Raw genomic sequence first — 12919 nt, 5'->3', positions numbered from 1 at the left:
AACTCCGCATATTTTTTTCAGGCTGCCCCAAAAGGGGCTTATTTTTTGCCTTTGTTCACCGGCTCACCCGTAAACGGGTCTATATATTCTTTCAAACTTATTTGATCATACGCTATGTCTTCCTGTAATTGATTCTCTTTATATACTCTTCTATCACTTTTTTATTTCTGCCTACTGTATCTACATAATATCCTTTACACCAAAACTGTCTATTCCCATACTTATATTTTAAATTTGCATGTCTATCAAATATCATCAATGAACTTTTCCCTTTTAAATATCCCATAAACTGTGCTACGCTTAATTTAGGTGGTATACTTACAAGCATATGTATATGATCCTTACATGCGTTTGCTTCTATTATTTCTACTCCTTTATATTCACATAATTTTCTTAATATCTTGCCTATGTCTTCTTTTATTTTCCCATATATTATTTGCCGTCTATATTTTGGTGCAAATACAATATGATATTTACAATTCCATTTGGTATGTGATAAACTTTCATTATCCATATTGTTTCCTCCTTTGATTTGATTTCGGTTGGCAGACCGTTATCATTTATTCTATCAAAGGAGAAAATTTTTTCTACCCATAGCTATAAGCTTTTTAGAACCACGGGCATAGCCCGTGGTATTCATAAAACAATAAAAATGTTGAGGTTTACCACCCCAACATTTATTATAGAACCTAATCATAAAGCAAATAAAAGTACCGCAAATTGCGGCACTTTTATTTGCTTTATTCCTTTTCAATTTCTCTTTTTACAATCTCATCAAGTATTTCAGCAGATGTAATAATCATCTTTTCACATCTTATATCATCATTTCTGTATTTATCTTTAAGTATTTTACAGTTTTCAGTTCCAAGCCTTTCAATAAACTTTTCTATAAATTCCTTAGTAAGTAATTTAATTCTATCGCTTTCATGGGCCCTGTCCTTTGTAAATAATATCCCTAAAGTTGCAATTGCTCCTGATATGGCTCCGCATACACCTTCAACTGCCATTCCTCCGCCAAATGCTGCCATTGTTTTTAAAGTATTTTTGTCTAAGTTTAATTTATACTCTTCCTTTGCGGCATAAAGAATGGTTTCAGCACAGTTCAAATCATAATCTTTAGAATAATATTTAAAAGCAGTTTCTTTTAGCATTTAATCACTCCTTTCTTATTTAATATAAAAGTAATATTTTTAGTACAAAATTTCAATAGTTTTTTGTTATCATTTATGATAAAGTTATTTATGATATGTAGCTATTTTATAATTTGTTTATCATACTTGCTAAATATCCTGCTCCAAATCCATTATCTATGTTAACAACACTAACTCCGCTTGAACAGCTGTTAAGCATTGTAAGTAGAGCTGAAAGCCCTCCAAAGTTTGCTCCATAACCAACACTTGTCGGTACTGCAATAACTGGCTTATCTATTAACCCTGCAACTACGCTTGCTAAAGCTCCTTCCATTCCTGCTACAACCACAACAACTTTTGCATTCTTTATTATTTCAAGTTTACCAAATAACCTATGTATTCCTGCAACACCAACGTCAAATATTCTTTCAACTTTATTACCAAAAAACTCTGCAGTTGCTGCTGCTTCTTCTGCAACGGGTATATCAGAAGTTCCAGCCGTTACAACAGCAATAAAGCTGTTAGGAATATCTATTTCTTTTCTTTTGATTGTAATGATTCTGCCATGTTTATTGTATTTTGCATCAGAGCATAAGTTTAAAACAGCATCATAGATTTTTTCATCGGCTCTTGTTGCAAGTATATTACATTCTTTTTTAAGCATATATTCCACTATACCCACTACTTGTTCTACAGTTTTGCCTGCACAATAAATGACCTCTGGATAACCCACTCGCAATTCTCTATGGTTATCAACTAAAGCATATCCTATGTCCTTATAAGGCAAATTTTCTATTTCACTTATTCCTTCTTCTAATGATATTTTTTCATTTTTTATATCTTCAAGAAGTCTTTTTATTTCTTCCCTATTCATAAAACCACCTACTATTTTATTGCTTCATTTAAGCTTCCTGTCCTATATCCTTCAATGTCAATAGACACATACTTAAAACCTAAATTTTTCAAATAATTTGCAACCTCATCTAATAGTTTTTCATCAAAAAATTTTTTTCTCTGATTTTTAGGAACTTCTATCCTTGCCATATCACCATGGCTTCTTACTCTTACAGCATCAAATCCTAAGTTTAAAATATATTTTTCCGATTCTTCAATCCTTTTAATTTTATCTAAATTGATTTCCTCACCATAAGGAATCCTTGAAAGTAAACATGCATTTGGTTTTTTGTCCCATGTACTAAGATTTAAATTTTTTAATATTTCTCTTATATCTTTCTTTGTAAATCCAAGTTCAAGTAAAGGGCTTTTTATATTGAGTTCCTTTAAGGCCATAATACCAGGTCTATAATCTTTTAAATCATCTGTATTAGTTCCGTCTAATATATATTCAATACTTTCTTTTTTTGCTTCATCAATCATTGATTTAAACAAAGATTTTTTGCATAAATAACATCTATTTTCAGGATTAAACTTAATTTCATCTATAAAAGCCAAATTAAGTACTCTATGTCTTATTTTTAATTCATTAGCCAACTGCTTTGCCTCGTCTATCTCCCAGGATGGTATATAAGGTGTATTTATTGTAATTGCTACGACTTTTTTTAAATTACTATCAGTAGCTGCTTTTAATAGTAATGAACTATCCATTCCTCCTGAAAAGGCTATAGCTATTTTCTCCAGTTTGTTCAAATACTGAGTTAAGCTTAAATATTTGTTTTCCCAGCTCATTAATTACCACCTTCATTTTTTAATTCTTATACAATACTTTCTTTATAACGTTGTAAATAAAGCTTCTGCGTTATGCAGAAGCTTTATTATTTTATTTATTCATTGCTTCTTCAATAGCAACAGCTACAGCAACACTCGCTCCAACCATTGGATTGTTGCCCATTCCAATTAATCCCATCATCTCAACATGAGCAGGTACTGATGATGAACCAGCAAACTGAGCATCAGAATGCATTCTTCCCATAGTATCAGTCATACCATAAGATGCAGGACCAGCAGCCATATTATCTGGATGAAGAGTTCTTCCAGTTCCACCACCAGATGCTACTGAAAAATACTTTTTACCTTTTTCATAGCATTCTTTTTTATAAGTTCCTGCAACAGGATGTTGGAATCTTGTTGGGTTAGTTGAGTTACCAGTAATTGATACATCAACATTTTCAAGGTGCATTATAGCAACACCTTCTCTAACATCATCTGCACCATAACATTTAACCTTTGATCTTTCACCATTTGAGTATTTTATTTCTCTTACTATCTCAAGCTTTCCAGTATAATAATCGAATTTAGTCTGCACATAAGTAAAACCATTAATTCTTGATATTATTTGTGCAGCATCCTTTCCAAGCCCGTTTAATATAACTCTTAAAGGTTCTTTTCTTACTTTATTTGCTGATTTTGCAATACCAATTGCACCTTCTGCTGCTGCAAAGGACTCATGTCCAGCAAGGAAAGCAAAACATTTTGTTTCTTCCCTTAAAAGCATTGCAGCAAGGTTTCCATGTCCTAAACCAACCTTTCTATCATCAGCAACCGAACCTGGTATGCAAAAAGCTTGTAAACCTTCACCTAAAGCCTCTGCAGCATCTGCAGCCTTCTTACATCCTTTTTTAATTGCTATTGCAGCCCCAACTATATAAGCCCAGCAAGCATTTTCAAAACAAATTGGCTGAATACCTTTTACTATGTTATAAACGTCTACTCCTTTTTCGTCACAAACAGCCTTTGCCTCTTCTAAGGAATTCATACCATATTTATTTAAAACAGGTATAATCTGATTTATTCTTCTTTCATAACCTTCAAATAATGCCATCTTCAAAACCTCCTTATTCATGTCTTGGATCTATAACTTTTACAGCTTCATTAAATCTTCCATAAGTACCTGATGCTTTTTGTATTGCTTCATTAGCATCCATACCTTTTTTAATCATGTCCATCATTCTTCCAAGATTTACATATTTGTATCCTATAATTTCGTTGTTTTCATCAAGTGCAAGCTCGGTTATGTATCCTTCAGCCATTTCAAGATACCTTGAACCTTTAGCTAAAGTACCATACATTGTTCCTACTTGGCTTCTTAATCCCTTTCCAAGATCTTCAAGACCTGCTCCTATAGGAAGTCCACCTTCTGAGAATGCAGTCTGGCTTCTTCCATATACTATTTGGAGGAAAAGCTCTCTCATTGCAGTATTTATAGCATCACAAACAAGGTCTGTATTTAATGCCTCAAGTATTGTTTTACCTGGTAGTATCTCTGATGCCATAGCTGCAGAATGAGTCATACCAGAACATCCTAATGTTTCTACAAGTGCTTCTTGTATAATACCATCTTTAACATTTAAAGTTAATTTACAAGCTCCCTGTTGTGGAGCACACCAACCTACTCCATGAGTTAACCCACTAATATCTTTAATCTCCTTAGCTTGTACCCATTTTCCTTCTTCAGGTATTGGTGCTGGTCCATGGTTTGGTCCCTTTGCAACACATACCATTCTTTCAACTTCTGTTGTGTAATTCATTTCATATCCCCTTTCTATAACTTTTGTAACTGTTTATATATTAACAAATCCTAATGAATACAACAATATTATTTTTAAAAAATTTAACAAAGAAATACGCTGCTAAAAGCAGCGTATCAGCTATTTTTTCTCATCAACATTGACAGTAGTATTGTTTTTATTTCTCATAGCCCTTGCTTTAGCTTGAATTGTAGCATCATTACCCACTTCAAGATACCCATGGGTAGAATTTTGGCTATCCTTGCTATAGGCTATAGCTGATATTAATTTTGAATTTTCAATATCGTTTTTATGTTTAACCATATAAACACCTCCTATATACAATATTTTTGCTTTCAGGAGGTATTATTATTAAAATTTTTAAAAGCTACTGCTTTAACAGTAGCTTTTAATATCTTATGCAACCTTTTTATTGTTTTCTTCCTTTGCATTCTTTGTTGCAGATCTAAACATCATAATTGATGTATAAAGTATAACAACTATTACAAGCCATTTTAAAGTTGTAAGAGGAAGAGATTTTACTATATATGCTGCTACAAATACACCGATTGTACCAAATATTGTTATTGCAAGAGATGCTTTTCTGTCATAAGCACCTTCCTTTACAAACTTAACTGAAGCTGCTGGCATTAAGAATGCACATGAACCCATCATTATTGGGAATGCAACTTTAGGACTCATTCCAAGTGCAAATACAAGTGCCATACATGGAGCATAAAGCCCAATTCCAAGAGTCATGAGTGCTCCAAGTATAAAATTTGCAACTATTGCTACAATAAGTTTTATTCCAGTAAGACCTATCGCATCTCCACCAGCTGGGAAAAGCTTAAGTTGAGATGCAAGCATAATAAGTGCAACTACTGCAAGAGCTATTCCCATACCAATCTGTACTTTTTTCTCGTCAAGTTTTGAAACAATTCCTGCTCCAAAAACTGCACCTACTGTTGCAGCTCCAAGCATTGAAAGGAGGGTTATAGGCTCAACTTTTATAACTGTTATAAATATAAAAGCTTCTGCTACAACTGGTATTGTCATTGAAACATTTAATGTTCCAGGTATTGTTCTGTCGCTTGTAAGTTTAAATAGCTTAAATAAAGCTGTTGTTGGTGCAAAGCTTCCTATACCAAGAGTATCAAAGAAGTTTGTTAAAAATCCTACTGCACCTAATGCTGCAAAATTTTCCTTCTCAAGCTTTCCTTGTTTAGCTGTTTCAACATAATCCTTGATGAATACAACAGCAAAATATAAGGTTAATAGTCCGAGTAATAGAAGAACAATTGTTAACATATTTTCTCCTCCTTTGTTTATTTTTATTTTAAATATGCACCTTTATCTTGTACTTTAAGGTGCATATTTAAATACTTGCGTAATTTTTGCGTACTGTCTAAATTATATAGGTTTTAGTTATAGAGTAAAACCGTATTTTAATGGGTCTTCTGGATCAATTATGAATTGATTGAAACCTGTGATATATGCACTTCCAGTTATTTCTGGTATTATAGCATTGTAATCCCCAACTTTTGTTTCACCAACAACTTTTCCTTTAAACATTGTTCCTGTTATACTTTCATATACAAACTCTTCATTCATCTTTAGCTCTCCCTTTGCATAAAGAGTTGCTATCTTAGCACTTGTACCAGTTCCACAAGGAGATCTATCAACTTGTCCTTGACCAAACACTACTACATTTTGAAGGTTTGCTTTTGGATTTTTAGCAGGTCCATATATTTCAACAAGATCAACACTTTTAATATGCTTAAGAGTTGGATGCTCTACCTTAACCTGCTCATTAACTGCCTTTAGTATCTTCATTCCAACATCGCAAAGCTTTTGAGCATTTTCAGGACAAATATCAATACCTAAATCAGAAGATTTTACAAGTGCAAAGAAACTTCCTCCAAAGGAAATATCAATGGTAAGCTTGCCCACTTCTGGAACATCAACTTCCACATCATGCTTGTACAGGAATGAAGGAACATTAACTATTGAAACTTCCTTTGCCTTACCATCCTCAACTTTTACTTTTCCTTTAACTAATCCAGCTGGTGCTTCAAGGACAACTTCTGTAAATGGCTCCTTAACTTCTACCATTCCAAGTTCTACAGCAACAGTTAGAGCACCAATAGAGCCATGACCACACATATTAAGATATCCGCCGCCATCCATAAATATAATTCCAAGGTCAGCTTCTTTATTAGTAGGCTGTGTTATAATTGAACCAAACATATCCTTATGCCCTCTTGGTTCATGCATAATAGCTGTTCTAATATGATCAAGATTCTTTTCAAGATATGCTTTTTTTTCAGGCATCGTATCGCCTGGTATTACTGGAACCCCTCCTACTACAATTCTTGTTGGTTCTCCCATTGTATGTGAATCAACTGCATTTATAGTTCTAATCGCTCTCATTTCATTCCCCTGCCTTTCTCATTTTTAGTTTTAAAAATGCTAATGCTTTTTTTGCATCTATTTCTGTGACATTATTTTCTCCAACAACTTCTGTTTCTATGCCTTCCATTGACTTATTAAAATCTACTATTGTATCCATATATTTATTAGTTACAACAAATTGTGCTTGCGTACCAACAAAACTTAATCCAACAACTGGTATATTCCTTTTACCTATTTCTTCAATCGTATTTGCAAAGTCTACATGGCTATTTCCCCATCCATCAACAGATATTATCACTCCTTGGGCTCTCATTGCTTCCACCCATGTAGCTACTCTTTGTCCAACAAAATATTTATCTTCATTAGCTTGAGGTGTACCTACAATTATTATTCCTAAAAGATCTATGTCTTTGTCCTTTGAAACAACATCAAGCAATGGGTCTCTAAAATGATGAAGCGTTGTTTCCTTTGTAGATGGACCAACTCCCATAGCTTCACCTCCTAATGCATTGCCCTTAGTGCACCATCACGGTATTCATTTGGACTTACAATAATCGGCACATTACCAATATCAATTATTGATCTTCCACCTTCAAAGCCGCATGGCTCTTTAGCAAAAAGAAGAGTATCATACATTGCTCCTTGACCTGCAACCTGCTTTACTATAACTACTTTTTTCTTTTCAGGTCTTATAATGTCTGAATATTCATACCTTTCATCGCATAATCTTCCATTCATTTTCTTTAGATAATCTCTTATCTCTTGAACAAGTTTATCACATGCTCTATGAGCTGAATTTATGCCATCCCTTATAATTCCCATGCCTTCTTTTAAAGTTACATCAACATGTATAATAATATCATCCTTTGATGGAGTACCTGCTCTTCCAAAAACAACTTGTTCATTTAAAATACCCTCTGATGATCCAAACTCTGCAACCTGATTTCCTAATTCATCAACTCCGGTAAGCATTACAAATACTCCAGTCAAAACATGTGTTATGCCTTCTCCAATTCTACCTAAAACTTTTGTAGCAATTGGAGAAAAATCCATAATTGAATTAACAAATATATCGTGGGCATCAGGATAAATTATGTTTATATTAATATCTTTGATATATGATTGTTCGTTATCAATCAAACAATCTTTTATATTTTCTCTGATATAAAGAATCCTATTTTCAATGTAAGTCTTTTTTGAAAATTCAACTTTTGTTATATGAAATGTTTTAATTATAAGATTTCTCATTATCTTTTCATCTGACATATATGAATCACCGCTTTTATTTTATTGCCTAATGGAGAAATTTTCTTTCTCCATTAGGCTAATTACTATATTAAACCTTTGCTACATATTCATACGGTAATGGAACTATCTTACCTGGTGTATCGATTTCAATAAGCTGCTTTAATGTATCTTTTAATATATTTCTTTGCATTTCTGGATCATTTGGTTTTCCTGCATTAGCTCCCATTGGAACAAGTGGTGCTACTGCTCTTGGTGTACCAGTTTGTTTAACAACTGGTGGTAATGCTGCAATTATTATTGTAGGAATCCCCGATTCCTCAATCGCTCTCTGTACGAGTACAGCTGAACGGTGACAAGTACCTCACCCAGCAGTTAAAACTACAGCATCAACATTTGCTTCTTTTAATATCTTTGCAATTGCTGGACCTGTTTCATTTTTAAACTTTTCCTGGTTTCCGCCACCTCCCATAAAGCCAGCGTGAACAGGTGATACTTCCTTTATAAATCCTTCTGCTGCAAGTTCCCTCAATCTATCAATTGGGAACATACAATTTATATCCTTATTTACATCACCATTATCATATCCTCCATGGGATACCATAAGATCTTGAGAGTTGCAATCTCCTGGTATTAATCTATAGGTAAAGTCTCCAGCAAGATTGAATCTTTTGTCTGACTTTAAATGAACACCTGCTGCTGTTGCAAAAGCAATTCTCATTTCGCTAAGAGGCTTTGTAACAGGAGTCCATACAGGTGGTGGTGTTATTGGCACAAATATTTCTGACTGTAAACCCTTAACAACTGTTAAAGCCATTAATCCATACCTTCCTTTCTTCTTCTTTTCTCTATATTGCTTACATACTTCTCGTTAGGTTCCTTGGATAAAACCTCAACAAAGCTCATCTTAAAGCCTACTTCTTGACCTACCTTTAAAGGATAATCAGTTATAAGCATTCTCATTGGGATTTTTAAAAAACCTAGCCTTCCTTTTAGGTCAATTGAAACACAGCCATCATGTACTTCAACTATGATTCCCTGCATTTCAATTATTTTATCACCATACTTCATTTTAATTCCTTCAATCTATTATTATTTTGTTGAATATTTTTCAAGCCTCTTTTGGCTCATTGGTATTGAAGTTTCATTTTCTACTCTGTCTATTTTTATATTCATAGTCTTCTCAATAGCTTCAAGGTTGCTTTCCTTAACATTTGGATTCCACTTTCTCTCAGCAGCCTTTACTTCTTCACCTGCCATTGCAGACTTTAACATTGCCATTGCTCTTATAGCATCTTCTTTGCAAAGAGTATTGCAGGATAAAACTTCATTTTCAATTCCAGCTTCTGACTTATTATTATCAACCATATATTTCATATATTTGTTTCCTACAACAAGGGCACCCTGTACTGCACAGAATGACATACCAACTACTGGAATGCCTCTCATTCCTATCTGTTCAATATGGCTTGCAAAGTCAATATGGTTGTTTCCAAAACCTTCTGTTGTAACAACTGCACCATCAACATCCATTGTTTCAACAAGCATTCCAAGTCTTTCTGATACATAGAACTTTTCAGCGTTTATTTGTGGACTTCCAACAAATACTACTCCACATAGGTCAATTTCTGGATCGTTCATAGCTTCAATTACAAGAGGTTCTCTCCAATAATGTCTTGAACATTCTTTTGATGCTGGTCCTATACATGTTAATGCATGAATACCTCCATCAAGAACTTCAAGTGGTGATAATACAACTGGAACGTTACCAAGGTCAACGTTTGGCTTTCCTCCAAGAACACCTACTGGCTCAACTGGAAGAATCAAGTTGTCATGCATTGCTCCCTGACCCATTATTTCTTTAACAATTACAACCTTCTTCTTGCCTGGTCTTCTGTATTGAACTAATTCTTCTGTTTCAACTACAAGGCTTTCATCAAGCTTCTTTAATGCTTCTCTTATTTCTTGAGTTATAACATCTGTAGCTTTGTGAGCTGCAAGAGGACCTGGTCTTTCCATGTTAGTTCCAGCTGCAATTGTAACTTGAGTCTTTATAAATATTTCTCCCTTATCTGGTGCTCCTGGTCTTCCCCACATGATATTCTCTTCAAGAATACCTTCTGATGAACCAAATTCTCCAATTTGAACTCCATTTTCATCAGTACCAGTAACCATTACTATTACACCGTCTAATACTCTTGTAACTCCACTTCCAAGCTTGCTATCTCCTTCTTTTGTAGCAATCGGCTGTACATCCATTATAGTTTCACTATAAGTGTTGTATTTATCTGGAGTTATTATATCTATCTTAATGTCTTTTACAAGATGATCAACATTTAATGCATCTTTACATATATCTTCTCTTATATAAAGAGTTGTTCCTTCTATCTTTGTTTGTGGTCCAAACTCTACCTTATCAATTTTAAAGTGTTTCTTTACAAGCTTTCTTACTACTTTATCTTCAAGCTTAACTTCCTGCTTCGCTACTTCTACTACTTTTTCAGCTGGCTTAGCTTCTGTTTTAGGTGATAAGGCTGCAACTGGAGCCTTAGTATAAGTAGTAGCACCTGCAACTGGCATTGGTATTTCAATGTCAATACCTTTTCCTTCTGCAATCTTAATCTTTAATGTTCCTCCAAAGGAAACAGCTGGTGCAGAAGTTTCAACTGGCTGAGTATTTTCAACTTCTTCAAATCCTTCAAGCATTGAAGCAGTTATAGGTGTTAATGCTGGTGCATCAACTTTTAATTTAGCTCCTATAACCTCTTTTCTTGTTAAAACTTTTGAATCTAAATTTAAAAGAAGTGAATCTTGAAGTTTTTCAAAATGCATTGGATTTTCTAAGTCTTCAGCTTTAATTACTTCTCCTGCGACTTTGTTATATTTTAAAACAGCCTTTGCGTCACCATCAGCAAGCTCTGCAGTCATGCTTTCTGATTTAACTTCACCTTCAATTTCCTTTACTCCTTCAAGTAAGTCTGGAGTAAGTGGTGTTAAAGAATCAATAGTCTTTATAAGTTTTGCTCCTAATACCTGACCTATTTTTAAAGTGTTTTCAGGTATAGTTAAAAGACCTGAATCAACAAGATCTGGAAAAACTGCTGGATCTTCCAGATTCTCTGCTGATATTATTGTTCCTGCATCTGTCCTACAGCACACAACAGCAACTTCATTTTTTAGCTCCTGTGCGTGTTCAGCACTCATTGACATTCAAAATCAGCCTCCTTTATTTCTTTTCTTCCATAGGTAATCTTCTAGTAAGTGGGTAATCTATTGTTCTAAATACATGATCTGTATGATGGTAAACAGAAAGTCCTGCTTTTGGAGCACAGCACATTACAGTATTTGTACAATCGCTGCAATTTGATACAAGTACTCTCTTTGCTCCTTGTTTTTTAAGATACATAATACCTTGTGCTTGCCCTGGGCAGTCTCCTGGTGTTAAGCATTTATTTGCCCCTTTAACTTCTACTACATTTTTACACTTAGTAACTCCAACTACTTTTGATCCCATTTTAGCTGCAATATCTCTAAGCCTTTCTTCATTTGCACCACAAGCACAAACAAGAAGTCCTAAAGGTCCTTCATATTTTGGAAGCTCAATTGTGACAATTGCGCCACCTGAAATCTTTGTTAAATATGATGTTTCAATATCCTTTGCTACTCCTGTATATGGTCCTCCAATTATTAGCTCACCATATTTACCATCAATTCCTCCTGCCTTTTCAATCAAATCCTTTATCGGAGTACCGACTGGAACTTGAAAGAAGACATTAGGTTTTATACCACTTTTGAGTTTCCCAACAACAGTTATATCCTTATCTATTACTGGCTTCCTATCTTCAATAGCTCTTGTAATATTAGCAAGCGTTTCAGTGTTTAATACTACGCATTTTGCTTCAATTGGAAGCTGTGTTGGTTCAAGCCATATTCCAAAAATTGAATGAATAACTGCTCTTTCCTCTCCTGCAGGATACATATCAGGAAGTTCTTTTATTTCAATGTCCTTTGAAGCATTAAGAGACTTTTTTATTGCTTCAATTGCTTTTTTATTCTTCCCCTTTATTGCAATGTATCCTTTTGGTGCCTTTGTTGCCTTCATCGCATATCGAATACCCCTAATTACGATATCCGGATCCTTTTCAAGGAGTTCTATATTATGGTGTAAAGCAGGTTCACACTCAGCACAGTTAGCAATTATATACCCATCTTCTATTTGTGATTTTAATTTTACATGGGTTGGAAAACCTGCACCACCTGCACCTACAACTCCTGCTTCGTAAACAGCCTCAACTATGTCATCACACTCTTTAATTTTTACATAGTCATCAGATTGAACATCGTCAGCTTCAATTAGAATTTCTTTATCTGTAATTTTGCTTACTGTTCCTGAAATACTTGAATGAATCTTAGCACCTAAACCATTAGGCTGTGCAATGCATTCTCCTCTTTTTACATGCTGTCCTTCCTTAACAATTGGAACTGAAGGTGCACCTACATGCATTTTTAAAGCGAAACTATAAACCTTTGCCACACTATCACCTCCATCTATTTCTCATTTATATATTTTGCAAATAGCATGCCAAATTTTTTATTTATTTATAATTTTAATAACAGGCATTACATCTATTATTATTCGTAATCTTTATTCATTTTATTTATTTTAGG

14 protein-coding genes and 1 pseudogene are annotated in these 12919 nt (G+C 34.1%); all 15 read right to left on the bottom strand.

The features are described from left to right. Positions 1–38: 38 nt before the first annotated feature. The 15 genes and pseudogenes from tnpA to prdC all read right to left on the bottom strand — a co-directional run bounded on the left by tnpA (position 39) and on the right by prdC (position 12785). Positions 39–514 (bottom strand): annotated as a pseudogene (gene tnpA, locus FDN13_RS14155) (IS200/IS605 family transposase). Between the two features lie 226 nt (positions 515–740). Next, on the bottom strand, positions 741–1151 hold the full coding sequence (locus tag FDN13_RS14150; RefSeq protein WP_138980987.1) for a C-GCAxxG-C-C family (seleno)protein: 411 nt from the start codon (positions 1149–1151) through the stop codon (positions 741–743). 106 nt (positions 1152–1257) lie between these two features. Continuing rightward, positions 1258–2004: a nickel pincer cofactor biosynthesis protein LarB gene (gene larB, locus FDN13_RS14145; protein ID WP_138980986.1), complete on the bottom strand. Its 747-nt coding sequence runs from the start codon at positions 2002–2004 to the stop codon at positions 1258–1260. 11 nt (positions 2005–2015) lie between these two features. Beyond that, positions 2016–2816, bottom strand: a complete 801-nt coding sequence (gene larE, locus FDN13_RS14140; protein ID WP_138980985.1) for an ATP-dependent sacrificial sulfur transferase LarE — start codon at positions 2814–2816, stop codon at positions 2016–2018. Between the two features lie 91 nt (positions 2817–2907). After that, complete coding sequence (locus FDN13_RS14135; protein WP_138980984.1) at positions 2908–3909, bottom strand: GGGtGRT protein; 1002 nt, start codon at positions 3907–3909, stop codon at positions 2908–2910. Positions 3910–3922: 13 nt separating this feature from the next. After that, the gene (locus FDN13_RS14130) at positions 3923–4615 is read right to left on the bottom strand and encodes an iron-sulfur cluster assembly scaffold protein (protein ID WP_138980983.1); all 693 of its coding nucleotides are present in this window, start codon (positions 4613–4615) and stop codon (positions 3923–3925) included. 120 nt (positions 4616–4735) lie between these two features. After that, positions 4736–4918 carry a hypothetical protein gene (locus tag FDN13_RS14125; protein ID WP_138980982.1) on the bottom strand — a complete coding sequence of 61 codons (183 nt, stop codon included), beginning with the start codon at positions 4916–4918 and terminating at the stop codon, positions 4736–4738. A gap of 93 nt (positions 4919–5011) precedes the next feature. Beyond that, positions 5012–5902, bottom strand: a complete 891-nt coding sequence (locus FDN13_RS14120; RefSeq protein ID WP_138980981.1) for a sulfite exporter TauE/SafE family protein — start codon at positions 5900–5902, stop codon at positions 5012–5014. 117 nt (positions 5903–6019) lie between these two features. Continuing rightward, positions 6020–7024: a proline racemase gene (locus tag FDN13_RS14115; protein ID WP_138980980.1), complete on the bottom strand. Its 1005-nt coding sequence runs from the start codon at positions 7022–7024 to the stop codon at positions 6020–6022. A 1-nt stretch (position 7025) separates the two neighbouring features. After that, positions 7026–7496, bottom strand: coding sequence for a glycine/sarcosine/betaine reductase component B subunit (locus FDN13_RS14525; protein WP_138980979.1), 471 nt, complete (start codon positions 7494–7496; stop codon positions 7026–7028). A gap of 11 nt (positions 7497–7507) precedes the next feature. Then, complete coding sequence (prdD, locus tag FDN13_RS14520) at positions 7508–8272, bottom strand: proline reductase cluster protein PrdD (RefSeq protein ID WP_138980978.1); 765 nt, start codon at positions 8270–8272, stop codon at positions 7508–7510. A gap of 70 nt (positions 8273–8342) precedes the next feature. Then, positions 8343–9068 carry a D-proline reductase (dithiol) protein PrdB gene (gene prdB, locus FDN13_RS14100; protein WP_138980977.1) on the bottom strand — a complete coding sequence of 242 codons (726 nt, stop codon included), beginning with the start codon at positions 9066–9068 and terminating at the stop codon, positions 8343–8345. Next, positions 9068–9328, bottom strand: coding sequence for a CBO2463/CBO2479 domain-containing protein (locus tag FDN13_RS14095; protein WP_371414852.1), 261 nt, complete (start codon positions 9326–9328; stop codon positions 9068–9070). Before FDN13_RS14095 ends, prdB begins: the two co-directional genes overlap by 1 nt. A 15-nt stretch (positions 9329–9343) precedes the next feature. Then, on the bottom strand, positions 9344–11461 hold the full coding sequence (gene prdA / locus FDN13_RS14090) for a D-proline reductase (dithiol) proprotein PrdA (protein WP_138980975.1): 2118 nt from the start codon (positions 11459–11461) through the stop codon (positions 9344–9346). 16 nt (positions 11462–11477) lie between these two features. Further along, a complete protein-coding gene (prdC, locus tag FDN13_RS14085) occupies positions 11478–12785 on the bottom strand; it encodes a proline reductase-associated electron transfer protein PrdC (RefSeq protein ID WP_138980974.1) in 1308 nt (435 codons plus the stop codon). Between the last annotated feature and the right edge of the window lie 134 nt (positions 12786–12919).

The sequence above is a fragment of the Caloramator sp. E03 genome, assembly GCF_006016075.1.
Lineage (GTDB): Bacteria > Bacillota > Clostridia > Clostridiales > Caloramatoraceae > Caloramator_B.
Note: the sequence above shows the minus strand (reverse complement) of the source record. Positions and strands in the feature narration are given on the sequence as shown.